The organism is Streptomyces sioyaensis (assembly GCF_004122735.1).
GTDB classification, from domain to species: Bacteria; Actinomycetota; Actinomycetes; order Streptomycetales; family Streptomycetaceae; genus Streptomyces; species Streptomyces sioyaensis.
This window is the reverse complement of record NZ_SDIF01000131.1, coordinates 1-17,023: the sequence shown is the minus strand read 5'-3', so window position 1 is coordinate 17,023 and position 17,023 is coordinate 1. Positions and strand designations below refer to the sequence as shown.

General features: G+C 70.3%; 19 protein-coding genes. 6 read left to right on the top strand and 13 right to left on the bottom strand.

Features of this window, described 5'->3' with window-relative positions:
* Positions 1 to 1,790, top strand: a 1,790-nt coding sequence (locus EST54_RS29165) for a trypsin-like serine peptidase (protein WP_129250707.1), incomplete at its 5' end; no start/stop codon positions are given.
* Between the two features lie 61 nt (positions 1,791 to 1,851).
* Here the strand turns inward: EST54_RS29165 and EST54_RS29160 are convergent.
* Positions 1,852 to 4,179, bottom strand: coding sequence for a bifunctional glycosyltransferase/CDP-glycerol:glycerophosphate glycerophosphotransferase (locus EST54_RS29160; RefSeq protein WP_129250706.1), 2,328 nt, complete (start codon positions 4,177 to 4,179; stop codon positions 1,852 to 1,854).
* A gap of 380 nt (positions 4,180 to 4,559) precedes the next feature.
* On the opposite strand from EST54_RS29160, the gene EST54_RS29155 reads away from it, so the two are divergent.
* Together EST54_RS29155 and EST54_RS29150 are read left to right on the top strand one after the other, a co-directional pair.
* On the top strand, positions 4,560 to 5,072 hold the full coding sequence (locus EST54_RS29155) for a VanZ family protein (protein WP_129250705.1): 513 nt from the start codon (positions 4,560 to 4,562) through the stop codon (positions 5,070 to 5,072).
* A 60-nt stretch (positions 5,073 to 5,132) separates the two neighbouring features.
* Positions 5,133 to 6,218 (top strand): hypothetical protein, encoded by a 1,086-nt coding sequence (locus tag EST54_RS29150; protein WP_129250704.1) that lies wholly within the window; start codon positions 5,133 to 5,135, stop codon positions 6,216 to 6,218.
* A gap of 31 nt (positions 6,219 to 6,249) precedes the next feature.
* Here the strand turns inward: EST54_RS29150 and EST54_RS29145 are convergent, their stop codons facing one another.
* The 8 genes from EST54_RS29145 to EST54_RS29110 form a co-directional block, all read right to left on the bottom strand.
* Entirely contained in the window at positions 6,250 to 6,546 is a 297-nt protein-coding gene (locus EST54_RS29145) for a gas vesicle protein K (RefSeq protein WP_129250703.1), read from the bottom strand.
* Entirely contained in the window at positions 6,543 to 6,773 is a 231-nt protein-coding gene (locus tag EST54_RS29140) for a gas vesicle protein (protein ID WP_129250702.1), read from the bottom strand. Before EST54_RS29140 ends, EST54_RS29145 begins: the two co-directional genes overlap by 4 nt.
* Positions 6,774 to 6,775: 2 nt before the next feature.
* Entirely contained in the window at positions 6,776 to 7,600 is an 825-nt protein-coding gene (locus EST54_RS29135; protein ID WP_129250701.1) for a GvpL/GvpF family gas vesicle protein, read from the bottom strand.
* Positions 7,597 to 7,959 carry a gas vesicle protein gene (locus EST54_RS29130; protein WP_129250700.1) on the bottom strand — a complete coding sequence of 121 codons (363 nt, stop codon included), beginning with the start codon at positions 7,957 to 7,959 and terminating at the stop codon, positions 7,597 to 7,599. Before EST54_RS29130 ends, EST54_RS29135 begins: the two co-directional genes overlap by 4 nt.
* A 100-nt stretch (positions 7,960 to 8,059) precedes the next feature.
* Positions 8,060 to 8,284, bottom strand: a complete 225-nt coding sequence (locus EST54_RS29125; protein WP_006606768.1) for a gas vesicle protein GvpG — start codon at positions 8,282 to 8,284, stop codon at positions 8,060 to 8,062.
* Between the two features lies 1 nt (position 8,285).
* Entirely contained in the window at positions 8,286 to 9,032 is a 747-nt protein-coding gene (locus tag EST54_RS29120; protein WP_129250709.1) for a GvpL/GvpF family gas vesicle protein, read from the bottom strand.
* Positions 9,033 to 9,043: 11 nt separating this feature from the next.
* On the bottom strand, positions 9,044 to 9,514 hold the full coding sequence (gene gvpJ, locus EST54_RS29115) for a gas vesicle protein GvpJ (protein ID WP_129250699.1): 471 nt from the start codon (positions 9,512 to 9,514) through the stop codon (positions 9,044 to 9,046).
* 35 nt (positions 9,515 to 9,549) lie between these two features.
* Positions 9,550 to 9,873 (bottom strand): gas vesicle protein GvpO, encoded by a 324-nt coding sequence (locus EST54_RS29110; protein WP_129250698.1) that lies wholly within the window; start codon positions 9,871 to 9,873, stop codon positions 9,550 to 9,552.
* Positions 9,874 to 10,099: 226 nt separating this feature from the next.
* Here EST54_RS29110 and EST54_RS29105 point away from each other — a divergent pair, with 226 nt between their 5' ends.
* The 3 genes from EST54_RS29105 to EST54_RS29095 all read left to right on the top strand — a co-directional run bounded on the left by EST54_RS29105 (position 10,100) and on the right by EST54_RS29095 (position 13,344).
* The gene (locus EST54_RS29105; RefSeq protein ID WP_129250697.1) at positions 10,100 to 10,720 is read left to right on the top strand and encodes an L-threonylcarbamoyladenylate synthase; all 621 of its coding nucleotides are present in this window, start codon (positions 10,100 to 10,102) and stop codon (positions 10,718 to 10,720) included.
* Between the two features lie 548 nt (positions 10,721 to 11,268).
* Positions 11,269 to 12,456, top strand: a complete 1,188-nt coding sequence (locus EST54_RS29100) for a glycosyltransferase (protein WP_129250696.1) — start codon at positions 11,269 to 11,271, stop codon at positions 12,454 to 12,456.
* Positions 12,457 to 12,699: 243 nt separating this feature from the next.
* The gene (locus EST54_RS29095) at positions 12,700 to 13,344 is read left to right on the top strand and encodes a TetR/AcrR family transcriptional regulator (protein ID WP_203525335.1); all 645 of its coding nucleotides are present in this window, start codon (positions 12,700 to 12,702) and stop codon (positions 13,342 to 13,344) included.
* Between the two features lie 101 nt (positions 13,345 to 13,445).
* Here EST54_RS29095 and EST54_RS29090 read toward each other — a convergent pair whose 3' ends face one another.
* The 4 genes from EST54_RS29090 to EST54_RS29075 form a co-directional block, all read right to left on the bottom strand.
* Positions 13,446 to 14,696: a GNAT family N-acetyltransferase gene (locus EST54_RS29090; protein ID WP_129250695.1), complete on the bottom strand. Its 1,251-nt coding sequence runs from the start codon at positions 14,694 to 14,696 to the stop codon at positions 13,446 to 13,448.
* Between the two features lie 161 nt (positions 14,697 to 14,857).
* Positions 14,858 to 15,526 (bottom strand): DUF305 domain-containing protein, encoded by a 669-nt coding sequence (locus tag EST54_RS29085; protein ID WP_129250694.1) that lies wholly within the window; start codon positions 15,524 to 15,526, stop codon positions 14,858 to 14,860.
* A 94-nt stretch (positions 15,527 to 15,620) separates the two neighbouring features.
* On the bottom strand, positions 15,621 to 16,136 hold the full coding sequence (locus EST54_RS29080; protein WP_174857538.1) for a hypothetical protein: 516 nt from the start codon (positions 16,134 to 16,136) through the stop codon (positions 15,621 to 15,623).
* A gap of 115 nt (positions 16,137 to 16,251) precedes the next feature.
* Positions 16,252 to 16,956, bottom strand: coding sequence for an MBL fold metallo-hydrolase (locus EST54_RS29075; protein ID WP_129250692.1), 705 nt, complete (start codon positions 16,954 to 16,956; stop codon positions 16,252 to 16,254).
* Positions 16,957 to 17,023: the final 67 nt, after the last annotated feature.

Below are 17,023 nucleotides of genomic sequence, written 5' to 3'. Positions count from 1 at the left end.
CTTCGACGGCTTCACCGGCCCGCCCGGCCGCGCCGACCACGCCGCCCCCGCCGGGCGGGCCGGTGAAGCCGTCGAAGGGCGTGACGCCGGAGGAGATCCGTAAGGCGCAGGAGGCGGAGCGGTATTGGACTCCCGAGCGCATCCACAGCGCCGTCCCCGTCGAGGCCCCGGACACCGGCGGGAAGGCTCCGGACGAGCAGCGTGCTCCGGCGGTGCGGGGCAAGCGGTCGCTGCGGGAACCGAGCCATGAGGTCGGCGCGGGCATCGCCACGGTCGGCGTGTTCCTGATCCGCAGCAACGACGGATCGCCGACCCCCAACCAGTTCTGTACGGCCAACTCCGTGACGTCGCCGACCAAGAGTCTGGTCATCACGGCGGCACACTGCCTCAAGGGCAACAAGTCCTACAGCAAGGTCGCCTTCGTCCCCGGCTACCGCGCGGGTGCCTCGACGGCCGGCCAGGCCGGGGAGACGCCGTACGGCATCTTTCCGATGCAGGAGGGCAAGGTCTGGATCGACGGACGATACCTCTCCCCCTCCCCCTATGACGATGTGGACTTCGCCTTCCTCCGCGTCGGGCCGAACTCCCGCGGTCAGCTCCTGGAGGACGCGACCGGCACCGGCAACGCGCTGACCACCACCTCGTCCGCGAACCTCGCCCGCAAGGACGTGACCCTCATCGGTTACCCCGGGGGCCAGAAGACGCCGCTGCAGTGCACGAACGACACCAGCGCCGTCAAGAACCGGTTCATGGAAATCAAGTGCGACCGATTCCGCTCGGGCGTCAGCGGCGGCCCGTTCCTCGACGGCTTCGACGGCAGCCGCGGCAAGCTCGTCGGGGTCATCGGCGGCTACAACACCGGTGGACTCTCCGACGACATCTCCTACTCCGCACAGTTCGACGACGACGTCGTCCGGCTCTACGACCAGGCGGTCGCGGACGCGGAGCCGGACGAGCCCAACCTCATGGGCAGCGGCAGCACTTGGCAGCACGCCACCGTCCTGGCGGCCGGCAGCTTCCACACCGCCTCGGTACGCGACCAGCGCAGCGACCTGATCGTGCGCTGGTCCGATGGTGAGGTCTCTCTGTACCCGGGTAACGGCAGGTTCGGCTTCCGCAAGGACGTCCAGCTCCTCAAGGACAAGGACTGGCAACAGGCGGAGGTCATCACCGCCGGCGACTTCACCGGCGACGACACCGACGACCTCTTCGTCCGCTGGGCCAACGGCAGGATGACCCTCTACAAGGACGTCAACGAGACCAACAAGCTCACCGACGAGATCCAGCTCCGCGGCCCCAACAGCGCCTGGACGCACGCCGCGAACATCACGGCCGGCCGCTTCGGCGGCGGCAACGCGGCCAAGGACGACCTCGTGGTGCGCTGGGACGGTGGCGGAGTGACGCTGTACACCAACGTCGACGCCGACGGCATCCACGCCGAGAAGCAGCTCGCCAAGAGCAACACCACCTGGCCGCACGCTGCGGACCTCGCCACCGGGGACTTCACCGGCCCCGCGGACGACCAGGATCTGTTCGTCCGCTGGAGCGACGGCGAGGTCACCGTCTACGAGGACATCGCGGCGGCCGGACTCAAGAAGGAGCACCAGCTCCGCCCCGCGAAGTCCACGTGGCGCAGTGGCCTGCTGGCCACGGTCGGCGCGTTCGGCGGCGGTTCGGGCCAGGACGACGTCATCGCACTGTGGCCCCAGGGCAAGCTGAGCCTGTACGCCGACACCACGGCCACGTCCCTGGCCCGGGAGCACAACCTCGTCCCCGCCATGGCCGACTGACCTCAGCGCAGAAATGCTGCGGCGCCGTACGGGAGGTCCCGTACGGCGCCGCGTCATCCGGTCAGCTGGTCAGCTCGACGTCGGGCCGGTCGGGTGAGCCGTCCCCGGCAGGCGCGAGGACGACGCCCGCCACCGTGCGGGCGGCTGCCCGCGGGGACGGCGCGACGGTGCGCTCGGACAGCGGAAGCGGGGCGGGCGCCGGGTCCTGGAGGCCGAGGAAGGCCCGGTTGACCACCCGCTCCGCGGCACGGCCGTCGTCCCACATGCAGAAGCGCGCCCGGAACGCGGCACGCAGCTCCCTGGCCCGCTCGTCGTCCCAGCGGCCGCTGCGGAACGCCTCGATCAGCTCGTCCTCGCTGGTGGCGACCGCCCCCGGGGTGTCTCCCGGCGTGCCGGAGAGCAGGTCGAAGGTGACGCCGCGGGAGCGGACGTACGTCTCCCAGTCGTCCGCGTAGGTGATGATCGGCCGGTCGAGGTTCGCGTAGTCGAACATGATCGACGAGTAGTCCGTGATCAGTGCGTCCGCGGCGAGGCACAACTCCTCGACCGAGGGGTGCCGGGAGACGTCGATCAGCGCACCGCGCTCCTGGAGTTCCTGGAGGTGCGGGTCCTGCCCGTAGAAGTAGTGGGTGCGGACGAGGAGGACGAAGTCCGGGCCGAGCTCCCCGGTGACCTTCTCCAGGTCGAGCTGCGGGACGTAGCCGACCTGGTAGTCGCGCACGGTCGGGGCGTAGAGGACCGCCGTCCGGCCGGGTGCGATGCCCAGCCGGGCACGGATGTCGAGGACGTCCTGGGCACCGGTCCGGAAGAAGACGTCGTTGCGCGGATAGCCGGCATCGACCGACTCGAAACTGCAGGGGTAGACCCGCTCCCACTGCTCGCTGGTGTGCTGGTTGGCGGAGACCGACAGGTCCCAGCGGTCGGCGCGTTCGAGCAGCTTGCGCATGCTCATGCCCTTGACGGCGGCCGGGTACTGCTGCTGGTCGATCCCCATCCGCTTGAGCGGAGTGCCGTGGTGGGTCTGGAGGTGGATCTGGCCCGGGCGCTTGACCACCGTGTCCGCGAAGTTGACGTTGTTGACGAAGTACGTCGCGCGCGCCATCACCTCCCAGTAGCGCTGCGAATTGACGACGACATGGTCCATGCCGTCCGGCACGGTGTCCACGACGTCCTCGCGCACGACCCACACGCCCTTGAGGTGCGGGGCCAGCTCCTTGGCCTTTTCGTAGATGGCCAACGGATTGCAGGACGGGGTGCGGTTCCAGTAGGCGCTGAAGACGGCCAGGTCGGGGTCGAGGGGGCGCTTCAGCTGCATCCGGTAAAAGCTGGAGGTGGCTCGCTTGCTCACTGCACGCTGGGCCTTGCGCAGGCGCTGTTGACCGTTCTTCCGGGTCCGGCTCATCAGATTCAGGGCCTGGAATACGCGGTACGAACCGCGTTCCAGGGCCTGGAACTGAAGGGCGTCGACCTCCGGGGGCGGGGTGAATCCGGCGGGCTTGTGGCGCCGGTACATCGCTGCGGCACGACGGAAGTACTCCGGCCGGTCCTGGACGAGGACCCGGCTTTCGCGTGCGCCGGTGAACAGGAAATGGCTGACCATTCTCTCGAAGAACAGCGGCCGCAGCGGAGTGAGGTCCGGCCGGCCGTCGAGAAAGTCGAAGAGCCGCTGGTACTGGTCGAATATCGTGAAGTGCTTGCGGCCCGGCGTCTTCATGGAATTGCCGTGGCGGCGCTGCCGGTAGTCGACACAGGCGTGGTCCAGACACACGGCACGTTCGGCGGTGAGCATGGTCGTGTACACCATGAGGGCGTCCTCGTAGAGCCCGTCGGTGTACCGGAAGCCGTTGTCGACGAAGAAGCGGCGCCGGAAGGCCCGGTTCCACACCACGGCGAACATCTGGAAGAACTCGGTGCGCTCGGCCGGCCGGAACACCTCCGCCCCAGCCTCGGCGAGGAGTTCACGGGCGGCACTCGGCTTGACCGCATGCCACCAATAGCTGCGCACATGGTCGAAGAGCAGCAGGTCCGGGTCCTCGGAGTCGGCAAGGCGGTCGGCCATGGCACGCAGCGCGCCCGGAGTGAGGGTGTCATCACTGTCGAGGAACAGCAGATAGTCCCCGCTCGCCCGCTCCACCCCGGTGTTCCGGGCCGCACCGATGCCACGGTTCTCCTCGTGGCGCACGGTGATCACCCGCGGGTCGCGGGCAGCGTACTCCGCCAGGATTTCACCGCTCCGGTCCGGCGAGCGGTCGTCGACCGCGATGACCTCGAAGTCGGCGAAATCCTGCTCCAACAGCGAGTTCAGGCACGCGCGAAGGTAGCCCTGCACGTTGTACACAGGAACGACGATGCTGAAGCGTGGGGCGGAGCTGAGGCCCGTTTCGGGCATGGCGGGGTTACTCCTAGAAGATGTCGGCCTCACGACACAGGCCTGAATTCTTGTGACTGAGAGTGTGACAACCGAAAGGGCGGACAGGTTGCGCCCGGGCCGCGCGACCTTCCTGTTGTGTCCATCACACTCAAGGTCATCAACGGGCGCGAAGCATCCCGGCGGAGTGGCCGGCGGCAGCTTCGCGGGCGGGCCGCCGCGCCCCCCTACGCGCCCGGTGACGTACTTCACGACAGCCGGAACAACGAGCCGCGCACGCCTGACGTCCCTCTACATACACCTTTATTTGCTGCGACCGAAAACCTCCCACGGACCCGGCTTGCCCTCTTGGCTGTCGCGAGTGATGACCGGGAGACGGAAACTCGGAAGGACGTATTCACGTGTCGCTTTCCCTCGCCAGTGGCATCGGCGTCCTCGGCAGCGTGCTGATCGCGGTATGCGCCACGCTGGCCGGTCGCCCCCGGCGTATCGCTCACCGTGTGGTGCTGGCTCTCGGGTGGCTGTGGGTCGCCTGCGTCATCGGCTTCACCTTCGGCACCCGGTCCGGCGGCGGACAGGCCATCAATATCGCGCTGCTCGATGTGGCGAACCCCGTGGACCGCCTCGATTTCCTCCTGAACATGTTGCTGTTCGTCCCTGGCGGCATTCTCCTGGCCGCGCTGCGCACCGGTGTGTGGCCGGCCGGAGCGCTCGGCTTTCTCGGTTCCCTGGCCATTGAGGTCACGCAGTATCTGACCGCGTCCGGACGGACCGCGGACATCAACGACCTGCTCTCCAATACCTCGGGGTGCATAGCCGGTTATGCGTGCGCGGCGGCCGTGCGAAAGGCCGCACACGAAATCGGCCGGCGTCACCGGTACGCACACGAGGTCGACAGGCTTTCCCGCCGGTAGCGCAGGGCGCCCCGTACGCTTCCCTCGTCAAGGTGGCGTGCGAGGGAGGAGTGGACCGCGGTGCGTGTACTGCTGGGCATCGCCGGTGCCGTGATCGTGCTCGGGATCTTTTCCTCGGTGCTGCACTCACTGGTGATCCCCCGGCCGACCCGGCCGGGCTTCAGCCGGTACGTCCAGCGTCTGGTGCAGTGGCCGTTCCGGCTGGTGGCCGACCGCCTGCCGAGCGTCGGGGCCAGGGACCGGGTGCTCGCTCCCATGGCGCCCATGGCCATCGTCGTCACCCTGATCAGCTGGCTGGTGGCCTTCCTGATCGGATACGCGCTGCTGGAGGCGGCGGTGAGCCGGCTCGGCCTCAGGGAGGCACTGATCGAGGCGGGCTCCTCGCTCTTCACCCTCGGCTTCGCCAGCGGCAACCGCGTCTCCCTGAACGTCATCGACTTCTGCGCAGCGGGCACCGGCCCGATCGTGATCGGTCTGCAGGTGGGCTATCTGCCCGCGCTCTACGGCGCCTATCAGCGCAGGGAGACCGAGGTCACCCTGTTGCAGGCCCGGGCCGGCAGCCCGCCGTGGGGGCCGGAGATCCTCGCCCGCTATGCGCAGGTCGATCTGCTGGACGACCTCACCGAGCTGTTCCGGAACTGGGAGCGGTGGAGCGCCGGGGTGAGCGAGAGCCACACCACCTACCCGATCCTGATCCACTTCCGCTCCCCGAGGGTGTCCCGCAACTGGCTGATCGCCCTGCTGGCCGTGTTGGACGCCGCGGCCCTGCAACTGGCCTTCACCCCCTCCCGGCGTCAGGCCGAGGCGCGGATGGCGCTGCGGGCGGGCTTCGTGTGTCTGCGCGAGATCGCCGACACCGAGGGCATCCCCTATGACCGTGACCCCCACCCGGACGACGTGCTGCAGTTGGACTACGAGGACTTCCTGCGGGGCGTGGAGCGGATGAGGTCCCAGGGCTACCCCATGGAGCGCACACCGCAGGAGGCGTGGCCCCATTTCCGTGGCTGGCGGGTCAACTATGAGCCGCTCGTCTACCGCCTGGCGCGCGACATCGAGGCGGTACCGGCCCCGTGGTCCGGGGCGCGCCGTACGGAGGTGGCCACCTACGCCCCGCTCACCCCGATCGACCGCCGCCCCGTCGGGTAGGGCGGGGCGTCGGATCGGCCCGGCGCCGGCCTCAATCCCGGGGCAGCAGTGAGCCGAGCGGTCCGAGATCGAGGTTGAGGTCTTCCATGCGCAGACCGTGCTGGTCGCACAGCTCGGTCATCCGCACTTCGAGATGCATCAGCGTCTCCCCGATCCGCTCCACCTGCTCGTCGCTGAGATCCCCCTGCTCCACCCGGCGGATCGCCTGCCGTTCCATCAGCTGCCGCAGGAGTTCGACCACGGTGAGCACCAACGAGACCAGATCTCGGCCGACTTGGTCCCGGTCGATGTCGAACCTGCTCGGCCCGCGGTCCGTCCGCTCGGTCACAGCGGTCCCCCGTCCGCCCACGGCGCGGGCATCCGCTCACTGACCGACGACAGCAGTGCGTGCAGGGAGAGCCGCACCAGGGGCACGTCCGCAATGGCGATGACCAGGTCCCCGCTCACCACGACCCCCGTGGAGAGCACCCGGTCCAACAGGTCGACGAGCGGGACACCGAGGGGGCCGGCGAGCGGGCCGGGCGTGTCCCAGGGTACGGGCGCGTGCGCGGACACGCTCACACCTCCCCGACGAAGGAGTACGGCACCCAGGGGCCGGACAGCTCGATCTGTGCTCCGGTCCGCGTGCGCCAGGTCTCCACCGCCTCGGCCAGTTCCTCCGCGCGGTCGTGCGGAAGCAGGTACGCGGCATTGAGGATCTGCCGCCGGGACGCGGCCCCGGTCATCTCCTGGCCGTGCGGACGGAGCCGGCGGGCCGCGGTGGCCAGCCGGCTCAGCGCGGCATCGACGTCTTCGGCGGTCTGCAGCGCACGGTCGTGCCTCTGCTCCCGTGCCTGGTGGAGCCCTCGCTTGCGTTCCAGATAGGCACGGCCCGCGCCGGCCTTCCCGCTGCCCTGCGGAGTGTCCGGGGGCGTCCGGTCGAGCGGCCGGGGGGCACCGGCGGGAAGCGAGACCTTCACCCCCCACTCGGCCTGTCCCTCGATGCGGTCCAGCACCGCGGTGAAACGGGCCGCGTCCTCCCCGAGGGCCTGACGCGCGCGCTCGTCGCTCCGGTAGAGGGTGGCGAGCGCCAGCGGTGCCGTGGGTCCGCAGGCGGCGGCCGCGACCACCACCTCGTGGTGGGCGCGGGCGCACCGTTCGAGCTGCGTACGGTCCGACAGCCGCTGCTCCCATGCCTCCTGGGTGAATTCCGCCGTGGGCACGTGCTGGACGACCGCCGTGAGAGCCCCGCACCGCAGCGCCCGTACGGGAAATCCTTCGGCGAGCCCGGGCAGCCCGGTCAGCGCGGCCGCCCTGAGCTGCCGGCACACGGCATAGACATAGGTGGCGGTCTCGGCGGTCGTCGTCGCGTTCCCCGGCGTTCCGGCCTGCTGCGTCGTCATGTCCCTGCCGTGTCCTTCGTCCTGGAGGGGTCCGCCGAGCCGTTGCCGTCGCCGGACTCCAGTGCGTCCACCCGTTCGCGCAACCGGCGGTTCTCCGCGCGCAGTTCACTGTCCGCTGCCTTGGAACTGAGCGCGGGATCCGTCTCCCACCAGTCGATGCCGGCTTTCCTGGCCGTCTCCACCGAGGACACGAACAGACGCAGTCTGATGGTGAGGAGCTCGATGTCGAGGAGGTCGATCTTGATGTCGCCGGCGATGACGATGCCCTTGTCCAGGACGCGTTCGAGGATGTCGGCGAGGTTGGTGGTGCCCGGGCCGTTGGCGGGCGGAGCGCCCGGCCGGTAGTCGACGTCTGTCATCGGGTCACGCTTCCCGGCACACGGCCACTGCCCGACGCAGGGGCAAGGGGGACCTCGGTCGGCCTCACGGTCTGTCACCTCTCCTTCGGCACGTAGCCGGTCAGCACCCGTGCAACAGGTCGAGCAGCTGCTCCTCTTCGCGTTCGAACGCCTCGGCGCTGAGGTGGCCGGCTTCGAATTCGTGGTTCAGCGCAGCGAGCCGGGCGCGGACCAGCGACGGGTCGTGCAGCTCGTTGTCGGCCGCCTGCGCGAGTTGATCGGCCACCCAGACCACTCCGCGCACGGGCGCGAGCGGCAGCGTGAGCACTGCGCTGATCAGCCCCATGTCATGCCCCGAGAGGGGTGGCGGAGGGAAGCGGCTCCAGAAAGCTGTAACAGGGCAGGGGGCCGGCCACCCGCAGTACGACGTGGTCCTGACGCTGCCGGGCCAGCCGTTCGGCCTCCGCGACGAAGCCGGCGCCGTCGCCCCGGTCCACCAGGAACGACACATTGACCTGGCAGCCGGTGACCTGCGGCCCGGCGCAGACGGCATGCGCGGAGGACGACAGTTCCCGCACGATGTCACGGCCCGCTTCGGACGCCCGGCGCGCCAGTGCGGTTGCCACCGCCTCGCCCAGGCGGACGTTCGCCTCGTAGCTCGGCCGCCGGCGGGCAGCCTCGCGCAGTCCACGGATCGTGGCGTCGCCCTTGACGAGCGCGGGCAGTGCCTCGTCGGCCGGCAGCGCTTTGACGTTGATCTCGACGCGGCCCGCGACGCCTTCCAGTGCGGCCAGCTGACGGTCCTCGGCCTCGCTGAGCTGCCGGCGGATCACCGACTCGTCCGGTGCCACCATGCCGAAGCGCATCGGGAGGACCGGCCCGTCCTCCGCCAGTGCCAGCAACAGTTCCTGGTGCGCGAGCAGATCGCGGCGGCGGGCCCGGAGCCGCGGCGGTGCCTGACTGATGACCGCGGCCAGCCGCCCCTCTTCGACCCGTCCCACGGTTCCCGGAGGGTCCCCGACTCCGCCCAGTGCGGGCGGCAACGGATGACCGGCCCGGACGATGCCATAGACGTAGATGCCCTCGTCCGTCACTGTCACGGTGTTCAGTCCTCCTCTTTGCGCCGCCGGCGGGAAGCGGCACCCGTTCGGGCGGCACTGCGCCGACGCCGCTGCGGCTGCGACTCCTCCTCGGATTCCTCGTCCGAGTCGCCGCCCGCGCCCACCGCGGAGCGGACGGATTCGCCGACGGATCGGGCGGCGTCCTTGACCTTGCTCTTTCCGATGCTCTTGGCGGCCTGGCCGCTGAACAGCTCGGGCACGGTGACGCTGCCCGAATCCCGCTCCAGATCCAGTCGATTGCACGCCTCCGCGAACCGCAGGTACGTATCGACGCTGGCGACCACGATGCGGGCATCGATCTTGAGGATCTCGATCCCCACCAGGGACACCCGGATGAAGACGTCGATGACCATGCCCCGGTCCAGGATGAGCTCCATCACGTCGTACAACGTGCCTGCCCTGGGCGGGCAGGGAACCACCTCACCGGACAGTCCGGTATACGTCGTGGTGCCCATCTGGGGTGTCCTTTCAGCAGGTGGCGGCGGTGCCCTCACTCATCTGCCGCACCGCGCCGATAGCGGCGGGTCCGGTAGTACTCCAGCAGCTCGCCATCGGCGTCGAGCCGCACCTCGTACGTCGCGAGGAGGCTGGTGGTATCGGGGATGCGGAGCAGCTCCAGCACGTCCACCTCGACGCACCAGCCGTGATCGGTCCGGCGCACCGCCGTTACACCCTCGGCCCGATGGCTGATCAGGTCCTGCAGCAGTTCAGCAGCACGGCGAGCCATCGCCCCGGGCGCGCTCCCGGACTCCTTGGTCCGCTTCCGGGCAGCCGTCGACGATGACCGAGTCCGTGTTCGGGATTGCTCTGCCATGCACCCCAGTCTCATCGCCATCCCGGCCTGCGCATCCTGAGCGCGGCCGGATGACGGCGAGGGCGGATCCCTGCGCGCGGCGGGGCCACCCGGACGGGTGGGGGCAGCGCTCCACGCGTCCAGCCGGGGCCCGGACCGTGCTGCTCCGACCGGCGCCACCGCCCGCCGCACAGCCTGCGGTCGTCGCCGAGGGAGCACGGTTGCCCTGATCACCTACACTCGGCGGATGGCGAAGTATTTCGACGTGCACCCGGAGAATCCCCAGCGACGCACCATCGGCAATGTGGCGGACAGTATCCGCTCCGGCGCGCTCGTCGTGTACCCGACCGACTCCTGTTTCGCGCTGGGGTGCCAGCTGGGCAGCCGGGACGGCATCGGCCGGATCCGGTCGATCCGCAACCTCGACGACCGGCATCACTTCACCCTCGTGTGCCAGAACTTCGCGCAGCTGGGGCAGTTCGTGCACATCGACAACGATGTGTTCCGCACGATCAAGGCAGCGACGCCCGGCAGTTACACCTTCATCCTCCCGGCGACGAAGGAGGTGCCCCGCCAGCTGCTGCACCCGAAGAAGAAGACGGTCGGCGTCCGGATCCCCGACCACGCCGTCGCCCAGGCCCTGCTCGCCGAGCTCGGGGAACCGCTGCTCTCCAGCACCCTGCTCCTGCCCGACGAGGAGGAGCCGATGACCCAGGGCTGGGAGATCAAGGAGCGGCTCGACCACGTGGTGGACGCCGTACTCGACTCGGGCGACTGCGGCACCGAGCCGACCACGGTCATCGACTTCTCCGGCGGCGGACTCGACATCGTCCGCCGAGGAGCGGGCGACACCACGCGGTTCGAGTAGACGCTTTGAGGGCGTGGCACCGGCCATGCCCCTGACTGCCGGCCGGTGTTCCTTGCGGGAACGTGACGTTGCCGGCCCGTACCGAGAAGGCGCCGAGCGCGGCAGAGCCCGCATAGCCCGGAGACACCGGCCACCCCCGCGCGTCCGATCACGACCTCCACGCCGCACGCTGCCCGCAGCGTGCGGCGTGCGGTAGGTCGAGCCGAGTCCGCTCGCTCGTCGAACGCCGCCGTACGCAGGCGAGCCGTTGAGGTCGGCCCGGGGGCCCTGCCCTGCCATGCCACCGCCCGCCGAGGACACGTGCGGGGTTGCGCACGCGGCCAAGCCGCAAGCCGTCACGCCGTCACCCGTGCCGTTACGCCGTCATGCCGTCATGCCGTCATGCCGTCATGCCGTCAAGAAGCCTTCCCCACAGGGGTCTTGGCGTCGTCGCGCAGCAACGCGGGTGATAGATTCTCAACACGTGTTTATTTTCTTGGAGTCGGCCGTGAAGCCTGCGGTGGGGGGCACCTCGTGGCGTCCGCACCGCATCGTGGAGAGGGAGCATCATGCGCATTCTCATCACCGCACAGGCGAGTTATTCCCACCTCGCCCCTCTGGTGCTACCGGTGGCGGAAGCAGCACAACGGGCAGGTCATGAGGTAGCCGTCGCCACCGGTGCCGACGTGGTCGAACACGTCGAGAAGCGGGGGATCACCGCGTTCACGCTGCCCGGCGTCAAGGGCCTGGGGGAGGTACTTCAAGGGGGAGCGATCCCGCGCCCGGTGGGTATGGAGCAGGTCGGTTCCGTGACCATAGAACTGGAGCCGGAGTTCTTCGCGGGAGCCTTCGTCGGGCTTCTGGCCGCCCCCTGCGCCCGCGACCTCCTCGACCTGGCGCGGGAGTGGCAGCCGGATCTGATCCTCCATGAGTCGACCGAGTACGGCGGCTATCTGGCCGCTGAACGCCTCGGCATACCACACGGCGCGTTGGACATCGCTCCGATGGCGCCCTACGCCCATCCCGTCGTCACGGAAGAGCTCAACCGGCAGCGTGCGGAATTCGGCCTGGAGCCGGTTTCCGACGCCTGGCACCCCTTCCGTGCCTTCCGCGCCGGAGTCGTTCCGGAAGACTTCTACCCGAAGGACAGCCGGCTGCCCGGCGCCCGCCACTATCGGGTTCCGGCCCAGCAGGCACGGGGCACCCTCGACCCGGACATCGCCCAACTCCCCGCGGACCGGCCGCTCGTCCTCGCCACCCTCGGCTCGAACGTTCCGCGGTTTTCCGAGGGTGCCACCGCTCTGCTCCGGACCATCATCGAGACTCTCGGGGAGCTGCCGGTCACCGGTGTCGTGGCGCTGGGAGCGGACCGCGATCCGCAGCTGTGGGAGGGGCCGCGCGCCGACAACGTCCATCTGACGTCGTTCGTCCAGCAGGAACTGCTTCTCCAGTCCAGCGATCTGTTCCTGACGCACGCGGGCTTCAACGGGACCCGGGAGGCGCTGACGGCCGGAGTGCCCATGGTGGCCGTGCCGTTGTTCGCCGAGCAGTCCCAGAACGCCGGGCGGCTCCAGGAACTGGGCGTCGGGACCCGGCTCAAGGCCCAGGACGTCACCCGCGAGGCGCTGTCCGCGGCCCTGCGCACCGTGCTGGAGGACCGCTCGTTCCGGTCCCGTGCCCAGGGACTCCAGCGTCGGGCCCATGCGCTGCCGGATCTCGACCGGCTGGTGGAGGACGCGGCGGCGCTGGTCTCCTGAGCCGGGCGACTGCCGCCCGCCACCGGCCCGGCCGGGCCGGGCCGGGCCGGGCCGGGCCGGATCTTGGTGGGGAGCGCGCACGGCGGCCGTCGAAGCGACCCTCGGCGGCCCCGTGCGTGCCCGGCGCCGTACGCGACGCCCGGTCGCGATGCGGCCGCGCCGGCGAAAGCCACGGCGCACGGCCCTGGTGCCACGGGGAGGTGCTTGTAGCATCGGGTCCCGGCACCGGAAAGGGGACCGACTGTGACCTGCGCCGATGCAGTGACGAACGCGCCCGAACGGGCCGCGCCACGGGAGACCGTGACGCGCGGCCCGGACGCGGAGGACGCGCTTCCGGAGCGTAAGGGCGAGCGCACGCGTCGGCGCATCCTGGCAGCCGCGCGGCGCAAGTTTGCAGAGGTCGGCTACGAGCGCGCCACCATCCGGGCCATTGCGGCCGAGGCCGACGTGGACAAGTCGTCCGTCATCCAGTACTTCGGCAGCAAACAGGAGCTGTTCCGCGAGGCCGTCCGCTGGCACATCCCGCACGACGAATTCACCACCGACGACCCCGGCCACATGGTGGAGAACCGGCTGCGCGGCATGTTGGGCAATTGGGCGGCGGAACAGGACAGCCCCATGGCGGTACTCCTGCGGACCAGCATGACGAGCGAGGACGCCGCGGAGCTGCTGCGCCGGCATCTGACCACGGAGGTGACCGACCATTTCGCCGGGACCATCGACGCCCCCGATGCCCGGCTGCGCGCCGCGCTGTTCGGCGCGATCATGATGGGCATCGCCAGCCAGCGCCATCTGCTGCACCTCCCCGACCTGGCCGAGGCCGACGTGGAGGACATCGTGCGCCTCGCGGCTCCCTTGCTCCGCGGCCTCATCGCCCCCGAGGGGTAGCCGCCCGCGCCGTCAGTACGGCGGGGGGCAAGGAGGCCAGTGAACTCCTCCTGATGTAGGGGAAGTTGAAGTGAGCACGAACGCCTTGCAGCGCACGGGGCTCAGTAGGCGGGGAAGGCCCAGCCGCCGGGGTAGAAAGGCTCCCGGTCGCCGCGGAAGGCAGTGGAGGCGTGTGCCAGCGCGCCCGGTCGGAGTTCTTGCACGAGTCCGGCGGCCGCGAGTGCGTCGAGTGTGGTGCCGCCGAGGAAGGCCGCCCCGAGCTCGGCCGAGGTCAGGCGCAGGTCGGGGGCGGCAGCCGTGCGCGCGCAGCCGGCGGTGCCGCCGTCCGCCTGCAACCGGTAGCGGCCGGCGTTCCACGGGCAGAAGGTGTCCTGGACGTCCAGGACCACGTCCAGCGCCGTGGCGTACCGACGCCCCGCCAGAGCGCGGCCGACGTCGACGAGGCGTACCCACAGGCGGTCCACTTCGGTGGTGCGCACTGCCCGGGGGTCGGTCAGCAGGTGCGGCAGGGGCTCGTCCACCGCGGCCTCGTACTCGATCCACGGCACCAGGTCGATCCCGGCGAGGAAGCGCCACAGTGCGGCGTACGCCGGCCGGGAGACCGCCGCCAGCTCCACGACCCGCACGGCGCTCGCGTTCGTGCCGAAGATGTCCCGTTCGCTCTTGAGCCGGTAGAGCGCGTAGCCGGTTGCCCGGCCGTCCGGTTCCCGGTGCACGGCGTACCGCAGAGCACCGGCGCCGCCGCGGGCCTGCGGCTCGTCGTCGAGACGGCTGTCCCACGCTCGCTCGGCGCGGCCGGGCCAGCCGACCGTGCGGAGGCGCACCTGCTCATACACCGTCTCGATGTGCGGACGGGCCTCCTCGCGGTCCAGCAGCCGGATGCTTCCCGCCCCGAAATCCGTGCCGGGGCGGAAGTCCATGGCGCGCTTTTCCGCGCGCAGTTGAGCCCCGCGGGAGGACGGCCCGTATCCGTACCGGCCGTAGATACCGGCCTCGGCGGGACGCAGTGCGGCAATCGGCTCGCGGCCGCGCTCGTGCAGGTCGGTGAGCTGTTTGCGCATCATCGCAGTGAGGATGCCGCGGCGGCGGTGGGTGGGGGCCACACCGACCCAGGTGATCCCCGCCACCGGAAGCACGGCCCCGGGGACCGTCAGCGAGCGGGTGTAGGCCGCGGTCCCGGCAACGGGGAGGTCGCCGTCGAATGCCGCAAGGGTGCGGTCCAGCTCGACGGTTGCGCGTTCCCGGGCGATGTCTTCGTCGGACCGGTCCTCGCCGTAGGTGTTGGCGATGACGCGGGCCCAGGTCGCGAACTCGGCATCCGTGACGGGCCGAAGCGGAAAGGATTCGGGCACGGCCCCTGTGTAGCTGATGGCGCGACATGGGCGCGAGGGGTTTTCCCCGGCGAGGGCGCCGCCGAGCGTGCGGGCGGCGGGCGACAGCGGTGCGGTCCGGGCGCCGGGCCGTTGCGGGCCTGCCGGTGACAGGCCCGCAACGGTATCCGCGGGTGCGGTGATCAGAGCCGGTCGAGGATCTTGTTCATCTTCGCGACCTCGGCGGTCTGGTTCTTGATGACGTCGCCGGCGAGCTTCTTCGCGGTCGCATTGCGGCCGTTGCGCTGCTCGTCCTTGGCCATGGTGATCGCGCCGTTGTGATGGCCGATCATCATCTGCGCGAACTTCCTGTCGAAGCCCTTGCCCTTGGCGGCCTTGAGGTCCGTCATGTCCTTCGCGGACATCATCCCGGACATGCCGTCCTTGCCCCCGGAGCCGTGGTCCATGCCGGGCATGCCGTGCGCGGACGACGCCGGGGCGCCCCAGGCCTTGAGCCATGCCCGCATGGTCGTGATCTCGGGGCCCTGGGCCTTCTCGATCGCCGCCGCCAGGGTCTTGATCTCCGTGTCGGAGGCCCTGCCATCAGCGAGTTTGGCCATCTCGACGGCCTGCTCGTGGTGCGGGATCATGCTCTGCGCGAAGGTGACGTCCGCATCGTTGGACGCCCCCGGGGCGGGGTTCGCCCCGGACTTCTTCGCGGCGGACGGCGCACTCGTGCTCCCGTGATGCGTGCCGCTCGTCCGGTCGTTGCTGCCGCACGCGGCGAGCAGCAGGGCTCCCGAAGCGAGGACCCCGACGGCCGCGAGGCGGCAGTTCAGGGGACGTCGGACGGTGCGCTGTACGGAACTCATGTCGATACACCTCATGTTGTCGGTGGTGCGGAGGGGTGGCGCGTACGCGGCTTCGCGGGACGCGCGCAGTGCGCGGCCGCGAGGACGGGTCGGCCTAGATCCGCAGGACGGACAACCGGGTGAGATCGGGTGGGCGAGGTGGAGGGTTGGGCCGCAGCGGCGCGACGGCCTTCGCGAGGAGGTCCGCCAGCCATCCGGGTGTCCGGGTGAGGGCCACGCCCAGCAGGATCGTGAGCGCCCAGGTCCCGAGCACAGCCATGCACAGCGAGGCCATGTTCATGCCCGTGCCGGGTCCGGGAGCGTAGTGCGAGGACGGGTCGTCGGTGGCAGTCCCGGAGTGGGTGGAAGGCCCGGAGTGGGTGGAAGGCCCGGAGTGGGCGGAAGGCCCGGTGCCGGAGTGAGTGGCGGTCCCGGGGTGTGCGGAGCGGGTGGGCGGTGCGTGGGGCGTAGAGGTGTCGGGGGCGGCAGGTGTGCCGGACATCGCGGCCATGCCGGTGGTGTGGCCTGCCGCGGCGTGGCCACCGGAGCCTGCGGTCCCGTCGGGATGGCCGACGGTGTGCATCACGAAGACGCCGAGCGCGAGCACCACGACCAGCAGGAGATGCGCCATGGCGCCACCTGCTCGTACGTACCGTCTCGTGTGCACCGCTGCTGGACCTCCTGAGGAGGAGCGTACCCAAGCAGGCGGATCGAGCCGTGCTCCGGGGGCCTGCGCGCCCCGGCGGCTAACTGCCGGCGGGCGGTTCCCAGACCGCGCAGTCATGGGCGAAGAGCACGCGTCGTGGGTCGAGGGCGGCGAGGCGGTCCCACCACCGAGGGGTGGGCGGCGGCACGTCCGGAGCGTCCGGTGCGGCGAGGCGGGCGAGGTGGTCCGCGGCGAAGTCGGATGCGCGGTCGTACGCCTGGCCGGCCAGGATCACGGTGCCGTCGCCTCGCCGGACCACCAGGGATTGGTGCCCGTCGGTGTGTCCGGGCGTAGGGAGGATCCAGATGCCCGGCCGGATCTCGGCCTCACCGGTGAGTTCCTCGTAGCAGGCGCCGGGGAAGTCGATGAGCTCGTCGATCGTGTAGTCGCCCCGGCGGGCGGTGGCCAGCTCCACGTCCTGCACCAGGATCGGCTTGCCGGCCAGCGAGGGATTCCCTCCGCAATGGTCGAAATGCAGATGGCAGTTCACCACCAGCGAGATGTCGGCGAGCGTGGCTCCGGCCGCCGACAGGGCAGCCGGCAACGCCCGGCGCCGGGGGCGGTAGTGCGCTTCGGTCTCGGGGTCCGCGTGGCCGATACCGGTGTCGAAGAGCAGCAATCCCTGGTCGTACCGGACCAAGTAGGCCAGCACCGGCTCCACCCGCGGTAGCGGGCCGCCGGTCTCCGACGCGGGCCGGACGACATGTCCCAGGCCCAGGCGGCGTACTGCCGTGTCGTTCCCCATCGGGCCATCCTGACAGCCCGTCATGCCGGTTCGCCGGCCGTTCCGCCCGGTCCCCCGGCCCCCGGCC

Bases quoted from the DNA above. Each gene is read 5' to 3' on its own strand.
- EST54_RS29160 (WP_129250706.1), bottom strand. From the start codon at position 4,179: ATGCCCGAAACGGGCCTCAGCTCCGCCCCACGCTTCAGCATCGTCGTT.
- EST54_RS29135 (WP_129250701.1), bottom strand. From the start codon at position 7,600: ATGACGACGCAGCAGGCCGGAACGCCGGGGAACGCGACGACGACCGCC.
- EST54_RS29130 (WP_129250700.1), bottom strand. From the start codon at position 7,959: ATGACAGACGTCGACTACCGGCCGGGCGCTCCGCCCGCCAACGGCCCG.
- EST54_RS29125 (WP_006606768.1), bottom strand. From the start codon at position 8,284: ATGGGGCTGATCAGCGCAGTGCTCACGCTGCCGCTCGCGCCCGTGCGC.
- gvpJ (WP_129250699.1), bottom strand. From the start codon at position 9,514: ATGGGCACCACGACGTATACCGGACTGTCCGGTGAGGTGGTTCCCTGC.
- EST54_RS29110 (WP_129250698.1), bottom strand. From the start codon at position 9,873: ATGGCAGAGCAATCCCGAACACGGACTCGGTCATCGTCGACGGCTGCC.
- EST54_RS29105 (WP_129250697.1), top strand. From the start codon at position 10,100: ATGGCGAAGTATTTCGACGTGCACCCGGAGAATCCCCAGCGACGCACC.
- EST54_RS29100 (WP_129250696.1), top strand. From the start codon at position 11,269: ATGCGCATTCTCATCACCGCACAGGCGAGTTATTCCCACCTCGCCCCT.
- EST54_RS29085 (WP_129250694.1), bottom strand. From the start codon at position 15,526: ATGAGTTCCGTACAGCGCACCGTCCGACGTCCCCTGAACTGCCGCCTC.
- EST54_RS29080 (WP_174857538.1), bottom strand. From the start codon at position 16,136: ATGGCGCATCTCCTGCTGGTCGTGGTGCTCGCGCTCGGCGTCTTCGTG.
- EST54_RS29075 (WP_129250692.1), bottom strand. From the start codon at position 16,956: ATGGGGAACGACACGGCAGTACGCCGCCTGGGCCTGGGACATGTCGTC.